Below are 16324 nucleotides of genomic sequence, written 5' to 3' on the forward strand. Positions count from 1 at the left end.
TGATCAGCCAGTGTTACGCATGCCCGCGGCGATGCCCGCCATGGTAACTTTCAGGGCCCGCTCTACCAATTCCGGCACCTCACCCTTGCCCTCGCTTTCGCGATCCCGCCGGAGCAGTTCGGCCTGGAGGTAGTGCAACGGATCGGTGTAGGGAGTGCGCACGCGCATGGAGTGCGCAAACACTGGCTCCCCCTCAAGCAGCTCATTTTGCTCCTTTAGCTCAAGAAGCCGCTCAATACACCCCCGTAGCCGAGTTCGGAGACTCTCCCCAAGGGCTTTTAGCTGGTCATCGTCCAGCAGCGTTTGCTCATAATAGCTGGCGATACGCAGATCTGCTTTGGCCAGCACCATCTCCAACATGTCCACGTAGGTGCGGAAGAACGACCAGCCCTGCATCATCTCTCTTAACACGGGAAGCCGGTTATCCCGGGCGGCCTCCTCAAGCGCAACATCACTACCCAGCCAGCTCGGCAGCATCAGCCGCATCTGGGTCCAGGCAAAAATCCAGGGAATGGCCCGCAGGCTTTCAACCCCACCAGTGGCCTTTCTCCGGGCCGGTCGGCTACCGAGTGCCAGTTTACCCAGGGCCTGCTCGGGTGTGACCTGGCGGAAATAGGGTACGAAATCCGGGTTCTCCCTGACCACATCACGGTAGGCTTTCAGGGACCGCTCGGTGAGCCAGTCCATAGTTTCCCGCCAGCTGTCCTGCGGCTTGGGTGGAGGTGCCAGCGTAGCTTCAATAACCGCGGTGGTGTAGAGCGTCAGGCTCTGAACCGCCAGCCTGGGCAAACCAAACTTGAATCGGATCATTTCTCCCTGCTCGGTGATCCTGAAACTGCCGTTCACCGAGCCCGGCGGCTGGGACAGGATTGCCCGGTTAGCAGGTCCGCCACCACGGCCTACGGTGCCACCGCGGCCGTGGAACAGGGTCAGATGTACACCGTACTGCCGGGCAACCTGGGTCAGTTTCTCCTGGGCCTGATACTGGGCCCAGGCTGCCATCAGCTGGCCGGCGTCCTTGGAGGAATCCGAGTAGCCGATCATCACTTCCTGTCGGCCCTGGCAATACTCCCGATACCACTCGACCTCGTACAGGGCCGACATGCTGTCCGGCGCTCCACGCAGATCATCCAGGGTTTCGAACAGGGGGACGACCCGCATCGGGAACTTCATCCCTGATTCCCGCAACAGCAGAATTACACTCAATACGTCAGAGGGTTTGCTGGCCATGGAAATCACGTAGGAACCCAGGGCTTCCGGGGTTTGTTGCGCAACTACTTCGCAGGTTGCCAGCACCTCGCCGACCGATTCGGAAGGCTGCCAATTTCGGGGGACCAGTGGACGTCGGCCCTGGAGCTCTCGCACCAGAAACGCCTGGCGCTCCTGCTCGGACCAGGACAGATAATCCCCCAACCCCAGATAATCGACCATCTCTGCGACAGCCTCGGCGTGGCGGCTCGCTTCCTGGCGGATGTCCAGCCGGATCAGAGGCAGGCCAAAGGTGTGCGCTCGGCGGATGGTATCCAGCAGCGGCCCGTTGGCTATATCCTCCAGACCGCACTCAACCAGCGACCGGTAGCAGAGCTCCAGAGGGCCGGTGAAATCCTCGTTCTCAAACAGAATCCCGCTGGCGTCAGCTGTCTCGCCGTTGACGCTCGCCTCGGCCCAGTCGCGGGTTTTGATCAGCCGTTCTCGGAGCTCGGCAAGGACATGGCGATAGGGTTCCCGGGAATCGCCAGCGACGGCTTTGAGCTCGTCGCTCGCCTGCCACATGGACAGTTCCGCCCGCAGCGCCTGAATATCCCGAAGATAGAGATCCGCGGCCATCCAGCGGCCGAGCAGGAAGACCCGGCGGGTGACCTTATGGGTAACATTCGGATTACCATCACGATCACCGCCCATCCAGGAAGCAATCCGGATGGGTGAGGCCTGCAAGGGTAGCCCCTTGCCGGTGGCGTCCTGCAGCGAGGTATCAAGGCTCCTCAGAAACTGTGGCAACGCCTCCCAAAGACTGTTCTCGATAACCGCAAAACCCCACTTGGCCTCGTCCACTGCGGTTGGTCGCTCGTGCCGGATCTCATCAGTGTGCCAAGCTTCTGATACCAGCTGGGACAGGCGGTTAACAATTTCCTCCCGTTCGGCAGGCATCAGGTCGTCATGGTCAAGCCGTGCCAGGCAATCCGACATTTCGTCGTATTTCATGATCAGGGTACGGCGGGCCACTTCGGTGGGGTGGGCCGTCAGCACGAACTCAATGCGCAGATCCGCCACCCGCTGATGCAGCTCCTCCGGCGTAACATCGCCCTGCTTGAGTCGCTCAAACACCTCACCCAGTGATTCGACCATCAGATCAGACTGGTGACCCCGTTTGCGACGGATGCCATGGTATTGCTCGGCAAGGTTCGCCAGGTTCAGGAACTGGTTAAACGCCCGGGTTACCGGAAGCAGCTCATCATCGCTCAGCTTGCCCAGAAGGTTTACCAGCCGCTGGCCGGAGCCGCTTTCCTGGCGACGATCGGCCTTCGCGGCCGCACGAATTTCCTCAATCAACTCATAACAATCCTGCCCGGGATATCGCCGTATGCTATGGCCCAGCAATTCGCCCAGCATTCTTACGTTTTCTCGGAGTTCTGGATGTAGCTCAGTCACATTGGCGTCCTTTTGAATTGACGGAGGCGAAGTAAACTTACGATACTAAGGAACAGTCGAGAAAGTCTATTGGCGATTCAAGCCTGTAGCTGCAAGGAGTTAACATGAAGGTCACTGATTTGCCCAAACACTGGGAAAAGCAAAAAGAGTCCGTGGAACGCACACACGATTACAATCTGCGTCTGCCGCTGGAAGATGCTGCGCGATTGGCCGCACTGGCGGAGCTTTACCCGGACCGCAGTGAGAGCGACATTCTGAACGATATGATTGGCGCGGCCCTGGACGATCTGGTTCGCCAGAGCCCGCTGAAAGACAGGCTGGAAGGGAAAGACAAGTAATCCGTGACGGGCAGTATGCTGCCCGTCAGGCTACTGATTCCAGCTGACGAGCCTTGAGGCGCTGGATGTGCTTCTGGCTCAGGCTGACGAACTTCGGAGTCAGGCCCTGATCTTCGTAGATCTCGAAACCATCCTCGTCATATGCCACCACCCTGGTGCCCTGAACATACGGAAAACTGGTCTCCATTTCGTCCAATGCTGCAGAAATCAGATCCCGCATCAGGTCCTGAGATGACTTCATCGGGTAAAGCGCTGCGAGCTTTTCGAGGCGCTTGTGATGCTGGTCAGACAACGCTGTGAAATAAGCGTCTCGGGTAAGCCGACCACGTGCATGCTTGTCCCAGTAGTTGACCAGATCTTTGATTTTCATGGTGCCTTCACTCCTGCATCTTATTGATGGCGCACGGCGCACGAAAACTGTGCGTCCGTTATCGGAAGTGTAGACGAAGCCGTCTGTCCGGGGGCGAGAAAATTGGTAACGGATTGTACTTACCGATCCAGCCTTCTCAGTCCCCGTTTCCTCCCCGCTCCACGCCTTTCACCGTCTGCCAGACGGCATCCAGCGCTTCCAGCGATTCTTCGTCCATGTCGCGTCCCTCCCGCTCAAGCACACGTTCTATCGCCCGGAAGCGGGCATCGAACTTGTGGTTGGTTCGATTGAGGGCCTGCTCAGGATTAACCTTCATGAACCGTGCCAGGTTCACACACACAAACAGGAGATCGCCCAGCTCATCCTCGACGGCATCCGGGTCGCCGGCGCCGGTTTGCGCAGCATCCCAGGCCTCTTTTAGCTCCTCGATTTCCTCATGGAGTTTATCGAAAACCGGGCCAATATCAGGCCAGTCAAAGCCGTGGCGGGCCGCCCGCTTCTGCAGTTTCTCGGCCCTTGCCATGGCTGGCAGAGTGCGGGCAATGCCATCAAGGCGGCTTACCGATGCGCTGGCCTCCGATGTGGGTTTCAGGGCCCGCTCCTCGGCCTTGATGCGCTCCCAGCTTTCCTTGATCCATGTCTCGTCAGGCCGGTTATCCGGGTCAATGCGGCTTTCCAGAGTACCCTCCGGAAAGACGTGGGGGTGCCGGCGCACCAGTTTGCGCACCAGATGATCGACCACCCCATCAAAATCGAAATGGCCATCTTCCCGACCAAGCTGGGCATAGAAAATCACCTGGAACAGCAAGTCTCCCAGCTCGTCTTTCAGGTGCGGGTAATCCTCACGCTCGATGGCATCGGCGACTTCATAGGCTTCCTCCAGCGTGTGCGGCACGATGGTCTTGTAGGATTGTCTGGTATCCCAGGGGCAACCGGTATGCGGATCCCGGAGCCGGGCCATAAGGGTTTTCAGATCGTCGATGGTGTAGCTCATCCGCGTTTACGCCTTACATCAATGATATTGGGCAGGTTACGGATCTGCGCCAGCAACCGCGCCAGCTGCTCCAGGCTGGAAATCTCTACGGTCACAGTCATGGTGGCCGTGTTCTCGTCCTTGTTGCTGAGGGTATTGAGCGACAGTACATCACTCTTGGAGGCTGAAAGCACCTGTGTGATATCCCTCAGCAGTCCCGACCGGTCATAGGCTTCAATCTCGACATCAACCGGATAAACCGCCGCCGGTCGACCACCCCAGCTCACCTCGATGATCCGGTTGGGCTCGAACTCGCGAAGGTTCAGGAACGTCAGGCAGTCCTGACGATGCACCGTAACGCCCCGGCCAACTGTGATGTAGCCACCAATAGCGTCTCCGGGAAGAGGCTTACAGCATTTCGCCACCTGTGTCTTGAGTTTGCCCACCCCCAGGATCTGGATATCCGATTCGGTATCGTAGGGCTTGCGGCGCTGGGCGCTGAGTTTCAGATCCAGCTGTTCGGTTTTGGGCTCCAGCATCTGCTGGGCCACATTGGCCACATGGGTCGGGCGCAGATCGCCGGCACCCGTAGCGGCAAACATGTCCTCCGCACTGTGGTAATTGACCTTCCGCGCAAGCTCACCAAGATCCACATCGTACAGGGACAGTCGCTTGAATTCGTCTTCGAGGATTGCACGGCCGTCGGTAATGTTGCGGCCACGATCCTGCTGTTTGAACCAGTGCGTAACCTTGGCCCGGGCGCGGGACGTCTGGATGTAACCAAGACTGGGATTCAGCCAATCCCGGCTGGGAGCCGGGTTATTGGACGTCAGGATAAACACCTGATCGCCGGTTTTCAGCGGATAGGTCAGCGGCACAATCCGGCTGTTCACCCGAGCCCCACGGCAGGCATGGCCGATCTCGGTGTGAACCCGATAGGCGAAATCCACCGGCGTTGCCCCCTGGGGCAGATCCACGACATGACCCTCTGGCGTGAAGACATAGACCCGGTCTGAAGCCACATCGGATTTCAGGTGGTCGGCCAGTCCGGACAAGTCGCCAAGCTCTTCCTGCCACTCCAGCACCTGACGCAGCCAGTTGATCTTGGCATCGTAACCTGCGGATTTGTTGCCTTTGTCCATGCCCTTGTACAACCAGTGGGCACAGACGCCCAGCTCCGCCTCCTCGTGCATCTTGTGGGTACGGATCTGTACTTCCATGACCTTGCCCTCGGGGCCGATCACCGCCGTGTGCAGGGACTGGTAACCGTTTTCCTTCGGGTTGGCGATGTAGTCGTCGAACTCGTTCGGAATGTGTCGCCACAACGTGTGGACAATGCCCAGGGCGGCGTAACAGTCGCGCACCTCCGGTACCAGGATACGCACGGCGCGAACATCGTAGACCTGCGAAAAATCGATGCCCTTACGCCGCATTTTCCGCCAGATGCTGTAGATGTGTTTGGCGCGACCGGACAGTTCACCCTCAATGCCATAGGCTTTGAGTTCGGTGTGCAGGGTCTCGATCACCCGCTTGATGTAGCCGTCACGATCGAGGCGCTTTTCATCCAGCAGTTTGGCGATTTTCTTGTACGCGGAGCTATGCAGATAGCGGAAGGACAGATCTTCCAGTTCCCACTTGATGTGACCGATGCCAAGTCGATGGGCCAGCGGCGCATAGATATCAAACACTTCCCGGGCCACACGCATGCGCTTTTCTTCCGGGGCATCCTTGACCGCGCGAATGGCACAGGTCCGCTCGGCCAACTTGATCAGGGCAACCCGAACATCGTCAATCATGGTGACGAGCATCTTGCGGACGTTGTCCAACTGGCCTTCACTCTGGCCCAGGACGTTCCCTTTCAGCGGGTGATGGATGGACGAAATAGCCGCCATCTGCTGCACACCATTGATCAGGCCTGCCACCTCGTCGCCAAACTCCTTGCGGATATTATCGAGCGGAACACGCTCTTCACGCACCGCCCGGTAAAGAATTCCCGCCACCAGGCTGGCCTGATCCAGATGCAGCTCTGACAGAACCTGAGCCATCTCGATACCAATCCGGAAGCTGCTGGAGCCCGGCGCCCACTGCCGGTCCTGCCGAAACGCCTGGAGATCAATCTCGGCTGCCTTTTCGCAGGCTTGCCGGAACTGCTCCGGGTCTTCCAGGTGTGTCTGCGAGGCTATCTGCTGTACCCAGCCCTCGATATCCACCTGGCCGTCGCCGGTCATTGCGTAGTCTTCGCGAACTTTTACCATATCGGTCTTGTTTTCACCTGATGGTTTCCGCAGCCATCCCTGACTGCCCACAACATCGTCAGTCGGAATCCCGTTCGAACAACGCGATGGATTCCACATGAGTGGTGTGGGGGAACATGTCCATCACACCTGCGCGCACCAGGCGATAGCCGTTGCGCACCATAACACCCGCATCCCGCGCGAGGGTCGCCGGGTTACAGGAGACATAGACTATCTTCCCGGCCCCGAAAGCGGTGAGGTACTTGCAGATTTCCTCGGCACCGGAGCGCGGCGGATCAATAAGAATCTTGTCGAACCCTTCCTTCGCCCAGCTCTGGCCAGTGAAATCCCCGTGCAGATCGGCGCCGTGAAAAGCGACATTGTCCAGACCATTTAGTTCCGCGTTTTCCCGGCCACGTACGACCATGGCCTCGTCGCCTTCCACGCCGACAACCTGTCCACCTCTTCGGGCCAGCGGCAGCGTAAAGTTGCCCAAACCACAGAAGAGATCCAGGACACGCTCACCGGGCTGCACATCCAGCCATTCCACAGCCCTGTGTACCATTGCGCGGTTAATGCCTGCATTGACCTGGGTAAAGTCCATGGGATGAAATTTCATGGTCAGGTCGAATTCATCCAGCCTGTAGCTCAGTCGTTCATCATCCCGACCAGATGATTCGGGCCAGATCCGATGCACGGTGTCGGGCCCTTTCGGCTGCAGGTAGATATGCAAATCATGGGCCTGACCAAAAGCAATCAACTTCTCCCGGTCACCGGCCGACAGATCATCCATATTCCGAAACACCATCACTGCCACATCATCGCCACAGGCAACCTCTACCTGTGGGATTCTGCTGTAGGCGTCCAGGTCATGCAGCAGGTTGCGCAGGGGCTGTATACGATCGCCAATACGGGGATCCAGCACCACACAGCGATCAATGTCGGTCAGGAAACTGTTGCGCTTCTCGCGGAATCCAACCAGAACAGATTCCCTGGCCTTGACGTAACGAACCCCGAGACGCGCCTTACGGCGATACCCCAGGCTCTTCTCCGAACGCAGTGGCTCAATCCACTCCTCGGGCTCAATACCCCCGAAATGGGCAAAATGCTCTCGCAGGGTGTTCTCCTTGAACGCGATCTGGGCATCGCCACCCATATGCTGAAGGCTACAGCCCCCGCACAGGTCGGCGAACTCGCAGGGTGGCGTTTGCCGATCCGGCGCAGCTTCCAGAACCTGTTCGGTGCGCAATTCGTCGAACTTGCTCCGGCTCGACACCACTTTCGCCATCACCGTTTCGCCCGGCAAGGCTCCATCCACAAACTGGGTTTTGCCATCCTGACGGGCGATACCCCGGCCGTCGTGGCTCAGGGTTTCAATCTCACAGCGCACGGGCTCTTTTGGAAGAACCTTCCTGCGTCGTCTGCTCATACTCGGGTCTCTTGGTAAAATCGTGTTCAGGCGCCGGGGAACACACCGGTGGAAAGATAGCGGTCGCCGCGGTCACAGATAATGGCCACGATGATGGCGTTTTCAACCTGTTGGGACAGTTTGAGCGCGGCTGCGATCGAACCGCCGGAGGATACGCCACAGAAAATGCCCTCTTCGGAAGCCAGGGCTCTCATGGTGGTCTCGGCTTCTTCCTGGCCTACATCCAGCACCTGATCGACGCGGGCGGCATCGTAGATTTTCGGCAGGTAGGCTTCAGGCCAGCGCCGGATCCCGGGGATCGAGGCGCCTTCTTTTGGCTGCAGCCCGATGATACGGATATCCGGATTGCGTTCCTTGAGGTAGCGGGACACACCCATAATGGTGCCGGTCGTGCCCATGGAGCTGACAAAATGAGTAACACGCCCGCCGGTCTGCTCCCAGATTTCCGGGCCGGTGGTACGGTAGTGCGCCAGGGGGTTGTCCTGGTTGCTGAACTGGTCCAGCACGGTACCTTTGCCTTCCGCCTGCATCTTGAGGGCCAGGTCACGGGCCGTTTCCATGCCTTCTTCCCTGGTGACCGTGACAATCTCCGCACCATAGGCGCGCATGGATGCCCGGCGCTCCTCACTCATGTTCGCGGGCATAATGAGCACCATGCGGTACCCCTTGATCGCCGCCGCCATGGCCAGAGCGATGCCGGTATTGCCGCTGGTCGCCTCAATCAGCGTATCGCCTGGCTTGATGTCGCCCCGGCGCTCCGCTTCCTGGATCATGCTGATGGCCGGGCGATCCTTCACCGAGCCGGCGGGGTTGTTGCCCTCCAGCTTGGCCAGAATCACGTTACTCGTCTCACCGGGGAGACGCTGCAGGCGAACCAGAGGAGTGTGCCCGACATAATCTTCAATGGTGGGAAAATGCATATGATAACCCTGTGGTACACTTTTGGCTTCGCATGATACGCGTTATCGCCCCGGTCTCCCAATACAGCTTCTCGCTATATCCATGACCGGCGGCTATATCCGCCACGGGATATTTCGGTACTGTCGGGACTGATACCACAGTTATCCCGTTCCGGATCAGCTATTCTTAACACGGACGTTTTCCGCTCTGCAGTGCGGACGAAAGCAATAATTCAGGAACACGGTATGCGACGTTGGGGCATTCGCAAGAAAGTTTTGGTGGTAACCCTGGTTCCCACCCTGCTGACCACCCTGATGCTGGGGCTGTTCTTCACCTACAGCTGGGTAAACAATATAGAGAGCCTGCTGAAGGATCGGGGCGAATCACTCTCACGTCAGCTCGCAGCCGGCTCCGAGTATGGCCTTTTTACTGCCAACCGAAGCCTGCTCAGCAGCCTCTCCAATGCCCTTCTGGAAGAACAGGACGTGCGCTCCATTACGTTCTTTGGCAGTGACGGCTCGCGGCTGCTTCACACCGGGCCGGGAAGCTCCGAGACCGTGCAGTCCGAGGAACTCACCGCCGAGCACGCAACCCGGATATCCCGTGAAAACAGCACCCGTTTTGTCACCCCCGTCTTTCTTCAGGATCTGATGATCGAGAGCATGCTCGACCCGGATGCCCGACAGTCCATGTCGAATCTGCGCGAGCCTCTGGGCTGGGTGGTTGTGGAGATGTCCCATATCCGCACCGAAAAGGAGACGTACAAGGCCCTGCTGATTTCTCTGCTACTGATTCTCGGCGGCGTCATTCTCAGCATGGCCATTGCCATGAGGCTGAGTCGCGCGTTCACCAACCCGGTGTTCGAATTGAACGAAGCTGTTGCCAAACTCAAGGAAGGCAAGCTGGATACCCGGGTCTTTACCGGCGCCGGCCCGGAGTTCGAACAGCTGGAGTCCGGACTCAATGCCATGGCCGAAGAACTCAGCAAGGCCCAGGCGGAAATGCAGCAGAACATCGACCAGGCAACCGAAGATCTGCGGGAGACCCTGGAGACCATCGAAATCCAGAACATTGAGCTGGATTTCGCCCGGAAGGAGGCGCTGGAGGCCAGCCGGATAAAGTCGGAGTTCCTGGCCAACATGTCCCACGAAATCCGCACTCCGCTGAACGGCATCATCGGCTTTACCGAACTGCTCCTGAAGAGCCCCCTGCCAAGGCAGCAACGGGACCATCTGAGCACCATAAGGAAATCCTCGGAGATCCTGCTCACCATCATCAACGACATCCTGGACTTCTCGAAGATCGAGGCCGGCAAGCTGATCCTGGACCGCGTGCCCTTCCAGTTGCGGGATATCGTTGAGGAAGTGATGGTAATGCTTGCGCCGGCCGCCCATGCCAAGAATCTGGATCTGGTACCACTGGTCTACAACGATGTGCCAGATAACATCATGGGTGACCCCCTAAGGGTCAAACAGGTGATTACCAACCTGGTCAACAACGCCATCAAGTTTACTCAGACCGGAGAGGTGGTCCTGCGGGCTAGCCTGGAAGAGGAAGAGACTGATATCAACCGGGTTACTCTGCGCCTGAGCATCACGGATTCCGGCGTGGGCCTCTCCCGGGCCCAGCAGCAATCCCTGTTCAACGCCTTCAGCCAGGCCGACGCCTCTACTGCACGGCAGTACGGTGGCACCGGCCTCGGACTGGCCATCTCGAAGCGTCTGGTGGAAGAGATGGGTGGCAAGATCGGGCTTGAGAGCGAACTGGGCAAGGGCTCAACCTTCTGGTTCACCCTCACCTCGGAGCTTGCAACCAGCGGGGAAGCCATCGCCCCCAGGGATGCCCTGCGTGGAGAACGGGCGATCTACCTGGAACAGCAGAAAACCACAGGGCTGGCTGTGGAACACCTGTTACGAGACTGGGGCATGGTGGTCGACCGGGTAGCCTCACCCGGCGCTCTGCAGGAGCAGATTGAGGAAGCCCAGAAGAGCCAGGCTGGTTACGCCGCGGCCATTGTCGGCATTACCCGGCATCTGCTGAACTCCAGCCAGTACTGCGGTCTTGTCCGCACCCTGGAGATCGAAAGGGATTGCCGGACACTGTTGCTGACGCCCACCCTCGAAACCCACGACACACCGCTATCGGGGCTTGCCAGCGGTCATCTCACCAAACCGGTGTGCCGCGATTCCCTCTACGACGAGCTTCTGCTGTTGGTGCACGGCATCAATTCCAGCGGACGGGTTCCCGAGTACGAGATTTCCGCCGACCGCGTAACCACCGCCAATGTTCCTCGGGTACTGGCCGTGGATGACAACGACGCCAACCTGAAGCTGGTGATGACCCTGTTGGAAGACTGTCAACTGGACGCCGAAGGCGCTTCCAGCGGCTTTGAAGCCCTGAGCAAGGCCAGACAGAACCCCTTCGACCTGGTCTTCATGGATCTGCAGATGCCCGGCATGGACGGCGTGGAAACCACCGCAAGGTTGCGGGAGATGGATACCGGCAATCACCGAACTCCAATCATTGCCCTGACTGCCCATGCCCTCGCTGACGAGCAGGAACGACTGACCAAGCAGGGCTTCGATGGCTACATGCCCAAACCCATCAGCAGTGGTCAGCTAACTGAAATCATCCATGAGTACACCGGTTACATCTGCCCGAAGAGCAGCAACGACGGCCGGCTTCCCGTACCGGAAGTCCGCGACACCCGCAGGGCCCTTCGGCCGTCAACGCGCAGAATGCAGCAGGACTGCGTCAGCGTCGAGGAAAGCATTCAGCTGGCCGCCGGGAAGGCCGACCTGGCCGAAGAGCTGTTCAGCATGCTCCTGGAACAGGTCCATGTGGATCGAGAGCGGGTGCCGGAACTCTGGGCCAGCGACAATATTGACGAGGTGCTGGAGTGCGTTCACAAACTCCATGGCGCTACCCGCTACTGCGGCGTACCGGAACTTCGGGCCGCAGCCAACCATCTGGAAACCGCGATCAAGTGCTCCGCCCCGGACCTGGAACACCATAAAGACCAGTTGCTGTCGGCTATGGAGCGCCTGCAGATCTGGAGCGACCAGACCGACTGGCAACAGCTGTTCCGTAAACGCCACGAGGCCGCCGAAACGACGTGACGACGCCTCGGATCAGGTCCGCACCCGGGCCTGATCAACAATGGCCTTCATATCCCGGACCGCTTCTTTCAGGCCGGTAAAAACCGCGCGGGCAATAATGGCATGACCAATGTTCAATTCGTTGATCCCATGGATCGCTGCCACCCGCTCGGTGTTGTGATAATGCAGGCCGTGGCCGGCATTCACGATCAACCCTTTCTTGCGGGCATAGGCAACCGCATCGACAATCGTTTTAAATGCGGCGTTTTCCGCCTCTGGCGTGTCGGCCTCGGCATACTCACCCGTGTGCAGTTCCACTACCGGCGCACCACAGCGCACCGCCGCATCGATCTGGGCAGTATCCGGGTCAATAAATAATGACACTTCCGCACCAATACGGGCGAGGCGCTCACAGGCTTTGGCCACCCGAGATTCCTGACCCTCGACATCCAGTCCGCCTTCGGTAGTCAGTTCCTCACGCTTTTCCGGCACCAGACAGACACATTCCGGACGGACCTGCTCGGCAAACGCCAGCATGGCATCAGTGACCGCCATTTCCAGATTCATCTTGGTCTGCAGCACTTCTTTGAGTAAAAGCACATCCCGATCCTGAATATGACGCCGGTCTTCCCTGGGATGGATCGTGATGCCATCTGCACCGGCCTCCTCGGCCATCAGCGCTGCCTGAACCGGGTCCGGATACCGTGTCCCCCTCGCCTGACGGAGGGTGGCAACGTGATCAATATTGACGCCAAGCAGTACTCTAGGATTCATGAGATTCTCCCCGAAGGTGAGTGAAAAGGCTGCGACTGTTCAGAGGGCGCCCCTGCAGAAGATAATCGATCAGTACCCGCATGACCCGTTTCGACAGCCGCCGACAGCTGTCCGATTGCAGGTCCTCGCGGGCCAGATCCAGTAAAACATTCCCCGGCAGATTGCGCAGACGCACACCGGGCGACAGCCCGGAGACAATACCCTGCTCCGGATCATAACAATACTCCCGGGCAGGCTCGACGGATTGCCCGGTATCGGTGGCAAGATCCCAGGCAAAGTCGTAACCCAGGGCGGAAGCAAAGGCGAGCTCGAACCGCCGCAGAACCGGCTCCACATCCGCAGTGTCAGCCAAATGCATGATTGCATCTATGTAGGCCGCAAATAGGGTCGGATGGGGATCGGCAGCGGGCAGAATCCGCTGCAACAGTTCGTTCAGGTAAAGACCGCTGTACAGGGAAACTGTCCGGGTCAGTGTCGGGCCGGTTCGCACATCGACCTGGGTCAGGGTTTTCAGATCGCCCCGACCGGCCCAGTCCATCACAAGGGGCTGGAAGGGCTGCAGCTGAGCTTTCAGAGGGCTTTTGGCGCTGTTAGCTCCCCGGGCGATGACGGTCATCCGGCCATGGTTCAGGGAAAAGAGATCCACCATGAGGCTGGTTTCTCGCCATGGCCGGCGGTGAAGGACATAAGCGGGCTCCTGCAGTTCAGGCCCCTTCATAGCCGCCTCAGAGGTCGTTCATGCCCAGGCTCTTCAGGGCCCGGTCGCTATCAGCCCAACCGCGCTTCACCTTTACCCAGAGCCTCAGCATGATCTTGCTGTCGAACATACGCTCCATATCCGTGCGCGCCTCCTGACCAATTCGGCGCATCCGCTCGCCCTTTTCGCCGATGATGATCTTCTTCTGACCTTCACGCTCGACCAGGATCAGAGCGGAAATATGCAGAGTTTTGCCCTCCCGCTTGAACTCCTCGATCTCCACCGCCACGGAGTATGGCAACTCGGCTCCCAACTGGCGGGTAATTTTTTCCCGGACGATCTCCGACGCCATGAAACGCTCACTGCGATCGGTGATCTGGTCGTCCGGGTAGAAATGAATACTCTCTGGCAGGAAACGCCCCACGGCCTCTTCCAGAGGCTCGAGATTAGTCTCTTTCAGGGCAGAAAGCGGAATGATTTCGGCAAACTCACGCTTTTTCGAGAGCATATCCAGGTGCGGCAGCAGGCTTTCCCGCTTTTCGATCTTGTCGACCTTGTTTACAGCCAGGATCACAGGGCATTTCAGGCGGCTGAGTTTTTCCAGCACCATCTCATCCGCGGTCGTCCACGCCAGTTGGTCCACCACGAACACCACCACATCGACATCAATCAGCGCCGACGTGGCCGCCTTGTTCATGTAACGGTTAATGGCCCGAGGCTCTTCCTCGTGCATGCCCGGCGTGTCCACATAGATCGCCTGCACCGGTCCCACAGTCTTGATACCAAGCACCTGATGGCGTGTGGTCTGCGGCTTGCGGGAGGTGATACTGAGTTTCTGGCCAAGAATATGATTCAGCAGCGTGGATTTACCCACGTTCGGACGGCCGACGATGGCCACGAAACCGCAGCGGCTGTCCGGGTTTTCCGGACGGGTGATATCGTTCATTACTGATTCTCCACGCCCAGTTCTTTCAGGGCGTTACGGGCTGCCTGCTGCTCGGCCACCCGGCGGCTGCTGCCGGTTCCGGTGGTTTTTCGATCCAGCGAGGGCAACGCACAGGATACATGGAATGTCTGGTTGTGGGCTTCGCCATCTACGGAAATAACGTCGTAGCGGGGCAGCGGAAACTGGCGGGACTGAAGGTATTCCTGCAAACGGGTCTTCGGGTCTTTCTGGGTATCCTGAAGGTCAAGCTTCTCCAGCCGATGCTCGAACCAGCGCAACACCTGCTCCCGGCAAGTGTGAAAATCACTGTCCAGGTAGATCGCACCAATGATGGACTCCACCGCGTCGGCCAGGATGGATTCCCGACGGAAGCCGCCGCTTTTAAGTTCACCGGACCCCAGCCGCAGGTAGCTGCCGAGCTGGAATTCGCGGCCAATCTCTGCGAGCGTCACGCCCTTCACCATCCGGGCCCGCAGACGGCTCAACTGTCCTTCACGGGCTTTTTCAAAGTGCAGAAACAAATACTCGGCAATAACCATGTTCACAATGGAATCACCGAGAAATTCGAGGCGCTCGTTATTCTGGTTTCCGTAACTCCGGTGAGTGAGTGCCAGCAGAAGCCGCTCCGGCGATTTGAACTGATAGCCGATGCGCCGCTGTAACTGATCCAGATCCGGTTGTGAACTCACTTGCCCTTCATCTCATATTTGTGCTTGAAGTGAACCACCGTATCCACATTACTGAACAGGTTGTTGCGCACTTCGTAATCTACATTGATGACGACCAGATCGCCGTCTTTATCGACAGAAATATTCTTGGCATCAAACCCCCGGACATTGTTCACACTGAGCCGTTTGTTGATCAGTGTGCGAACCTGGGCCGGCCCCATCTTTGAGAGGCCCTCTGTGCCATCGAGGCTTTCCAGAGCTTCCTGAATGGTGATGTCATCCAGATAGGCGGGGCCCAGCTTGATTACCAGCGTCAGCAGGCCACCAAAAAACAGAACCATCACCATCATGGTCAATGCCGAGGCACCACGCTGACGGCCCATGCCGGAAAGATTGTTTTTCTTCATTATAACTGCGCTCCAGATAGTCCGAGTTACTCGATTCCGCCTACACGATCAAAGGATGGCAGACTGGTAAGGGATTGCCAGTGCATCCAGATAGCAAAGGCCTTGCCCACCACCAGCTCGTCCGGGACCGTGCCCCAGTAGCGGCTGTCGTTACTGTTGTCGCGATTGTCACCCATGACGAAATAATGACCCTCGGGCACCAGCCACTCGCCCTCACCGCTACCGCCGGGCCGACCCATGGTCAGGAAAATGTCGTGCTCTACTTCACCGAGATCCTCGCGGCGCAGCTCCATCGGCGGTAACCGCGCGATAAACCGGGTTTCCACCCGATCGCCATTGATGAACAGCTGCTTGTCACGGTAGCGGATATGGTCGCCGGGCAAACCGATCACCCGTTTGATGTAGTTGGTCTGGCCGTCCTCCGGGTAGCGGAAGACCATCACATCGCCGCGCTGGGGATCGCCGACCGGAATCACTTTGGTACCGGCAACCGGCAGCCTGAATCCGTAGGCGTATTTGTTCACCAGAATGAAATCGCCGACTTCCAGCGTCGGCAACATGGAGCCCGACGGGATCTGGAACGGTTCAACCAGGAAGGAGCGCAGCACCAGCACAATGGCCAGCACCGGAAAAAACGATCGGCTGAGGTCGACCAGGTAGGGCTCTTTTGGCTCCTCCGATTCCGCTGGGGAGCCTTCATCCACTGCGTCGCCGGTGCCGCTGGCCCGGTAGGCGGCAAGACGGCGCTCACGAAGAAACAGCTTGTCCGCCAGCCAGATCAGACCCGTTGCGAAGGTCAGTACCACCAGTACCAGGGGAAAATCGATATCCATCCAGGAGG

14 protein-coding genes are annotated in these 16324 nt (G+C 58.5%); 2 read left to right on the top strand and 12 right to left on the bottom strand.

The genetic code is table 11. The features are described from left to right. Nucleotides 1-3: 3 nt before the first annotated feature. The gene (gene ppc, locus FMN52_RS07515) at nt 4-2649 is read right to left on the bottom strand and encodes a phosphoenolpyruvate carboxylase (protein ID WP_148608050.1); all 2646 of its coding nucleotides are present in this window, start codon (nt 2647-2649) and stop codon (nt 4-6) included. A 104-nt stretch (nt 2650-2753) separates the two neighbouring features. Here ppc and FMN52_RS07520 point away from each other — a divergent pair, with 104 nt between their 5' ends. Further along, nucleotides 2754-2987 carry a hypothetical protein gene (locus FMN52_RS07520; RefSeq protein ID WP_148608051.1) on the top strand — a complete coding sequence of 78 codons (234 nt, stop codon included), beginning with the start codon at nt 2754-2756 and terminating at the stop codon, nt 2985-2987. 25 nt (nt 2988-3012) lie between these two features. On the opposite strand, the gene FMN52_RS07525 is transcribed toward FMN52_RS07520, so the two are convergent. The 5 genes from FMN52_RS07525 to cysM form a co-directional block, all read right to left on the bottom strand. Then, nucleotides 3013-3357: a pilin assembly protein gene (locus tag FMN52_RS07525; RefSeq protein ID WP_148608052.1), complete on the bottom strand. Its 345-nt coding sequence runs from the start codon at nt 3355-3357 to the stop codon at nt 3013-3015. Nucleotides 3358-3493: 136 nt separating this feature from the next. After that, nucleotides 3494-4351: a nucleoside triphosphate pyrophosphohydrolase gene (mazG, locus tag FMN52_RS07530; RefSeq protein WP_148608053.1), complete on the bottom strand. Its 858-nt coding sequence runs from the start codon at nt 4349-4351 to the stop codon at nt 3494-3496. Beyond that, nucleotides 4348-6585 (bottom strand): GTP diphosphokinase, encoded by a 2238-nt coding sequence (relA, locus tag FMN52_RS07535; RefSeq protein WP_148608054.1) that lies wholly within the window; start codon nt 6583-6585, stop codon nt 4348-4350. Before relA ends, mazG begins: the two co-directional genes overlap by 4 nt. 58 nt (nt 6586-6643) lie before the next feature. Continuing rightward, the gene (gene rlmD / locus FMN52_RS07540) at nt 6644-7993 is read right to left on the bottom strand and encodes a 23S rRNA (uracil(1939)-C(5))-methyltransferase RlmD (RefSeq protein ID WP_148608055.1); all 1350 of its coding nucleotides are present in this window, start codon (nt 7991-7993) and stop codon (nt 6644-6646) included. 26 nt (nt 7994-8019) lie between these two features. Further along, nucleotides 8020-8913 carry a cysteine synthase CysM gene (gene cysM, locus FMN52_RS07545; protein ID WP_014576290.1) on the bottom strand — a complete coding sequence of 298 codons (894 nt, stop codon included), beginning with the start codon at nt 8911-8913 and terminating at the stop codon, nt 8020-8022. A gap of 225 nt (nt 8914-9138) precedes the next feature. On the opposite strand from cysM, the gene FMN52_RS07550 reads away from it, so the two are divergent. Next, nucleotides 9139-12012 carry an ATP-binding protein gene (locus tag FMN52_RS07550; protein WP_148608056.1) on the top strand — a complete coding sequence of 958 codons (2874 nt, stop codon included), beginning with the start codon at nt 9139-9141 and terminating at the stop codon, nt 12010-12012. Nucleotides 12013-12024: 12 nt separating this feature from the next. Here the strand turns inward: FMN52_RS07550 and pdxJ are convergent, their stop codons facing one another. Genes pdxJ through lepB form a run of 6 tightly spaced genes read right to left on the bottom strand, consistent with a single transcriptional unit; the run spans nt 12025 to nt 16316 of the window. Continuing rightward, nucleotides 12025-12765 carry a pyridoxine 5'-phosphate synthase gene (pdxJ, locus tag FMN52_RS07555; protein ID WP_148608057.1) on the bottom strand — a complete coding sequence of 247 codons (741 nt, stop codon included), beginning with the start codon at nt 12763-12765 and terminating at the stop codon, nt 12025-12027. Next, the gene (gene recO / locus FMN52_RS07560; RefSeq protein ID WP_148608058.1) at nt 12755-13483 is read right to left on the bottom strand and encodes a DNA repair protein RecO; all 729 of its coding nucleotides are present in this window, start codon (nt 13481-13483) and stop codon (nt 12755-12757) included. Before recO ends, pdxJ begins: the two co-directional genes overlap by 11 nt. 7 nt (nt 13484-13490) lie before the next feature. After that, nucleotides 13491-14408: a GTPase Era gene (gene era, locus FMN52_RS07565; RefSeq protein WP_148608059.1), complete on the bottom strand. Its 918-nt coding sequence runs from the start codon at nt 14406-14408 to the stop codon at nt 13491-13493. Then, a complete protein-coding gene (rnc, locus tag FMN52_RS07570; RefSeq protein ID WP_148608060.1) occupies nt 14408-15097 on the bottom strand; it encodes a ribonuclease III in 690 nt (229 codons plus the stop codon). The genes era and rnc overlap by 1 nt, the downstream gene beginning before the upstream one ends. Next, nucleotides 15094-15483: a DUF4845 domain-containing protein gene (locus tag FMN52_RS07575; RefSeq protein WP_148608061.1), complete on the bottom strand. Its 390-nt coding sequence runs from the start codon at nt 15481-15483 to the stop codon at nt 15094-15096. The genes rnc and FMN52_RS07575 overlap by 4 nt, the downstream gene beginning before the upstream one ends. Before the next feature lie 26 nt (nt 15484-15509). Next, on the bottom strand, nt 15510-16316 hold the full coding sequence (lepB, locus tag FMN52_RS07580) for a signal peptidase I (RefSeq protein WP_148608062.1): 807 nt from the start codon (nt 16314-16316) through the stop codon (nt 15510-15512). Between the last annotated feature and the right edge of the window lie 8 nt (nt 16317-16324).

It is taken from the genome of Marinobacter sp. BW6, from assembly GCF_008107725.1.
In the GTDB taxonomy this organism is placed as follows: domain Bacteria; phylum Pseudomonadota; class Gammaproteobacteria; order Pseudomonadales; family Oleiphilaceae; genus Marinobacter.

Coding starts and splice junctions, on each gene's coding strand:
- rlmD (WP_148608055.1), bottom strand. CDS start 7,993: ATGAGCAGACGACGCAGGAAGGTTCTTCCAAAAGAGCCCGTGCGCTGT.
- FMN52_RS07575 (WP_148608061.1), bottom strand. CDS start 15,483: ATGAAGAAAAACAATCTTTCCGGCATGGGCCGTCAGCGTGGTGCCTCG.
- cysM (WP_014576290.1), bottom strand. CDS start 8,913: ATGCATTTTCCCACCATTGAAGATTATGTCGGGCACACTCCTCTGGTT.
- recO (WP_148608058.1), bottom strand. CDS start 13,483: ATGAAGGGGCCTGAACTGCAGGAGCCCGCTTATGTCCTTCACCGCCGG.
- FMN52_RS07550 (WP_148608056.1), top strand. CDS start 9,139: ATGCGACGTTGGGGCATTCGCAAGAAAGTTTTGGTGGTAACCCTGGTT.
- FMN52_RS07520 (WP_148608051.1), top strand. CDS start 2,754: ATGAAGGTCACTGATTTGCCCAAACACTGGGAAAAGCAAAAAGAGTCC.
- pdxJ (WP_148608057.1), bottom strand. CDS start 12,765: ATGAATCCTAGAGTACTGCTTGGCGTCAATATTGATCACGTTGCCACC.
- mazG (WP_148608053.1), bottom strand. CDS start 4,351: ATGAGCTACACCATCGACGATCTGAAAACCCTTATGGCCCGGCTCCGG.
- lepB (WP_148608062.1), bottom strand. CDS start 16,316: ATGGATATCGATTTTCCCCTGGTACTGGTGGTACTGACCTTCGCAACG.
- era (WP_148608059.1), bottom strand. CDS start 14,408: ATGAACGATATCACCCGTCCGGAAAACCCGGACAGCCGCTGCGGTTTC.
- relA (WP_148608054.1), bottom strand. CDS start 6,585: ATGGTAAAAGTTCGCGAAGACTACGCAATGACCGGCGACGGCCAGGTG.
- FMN52_RS07525 (WP_148608052.1), bottom strand. CDS start 3,357: ATGAAAATCAAAGATCTGGTCAACTACTGGGACAAGCATGCACGTGGT.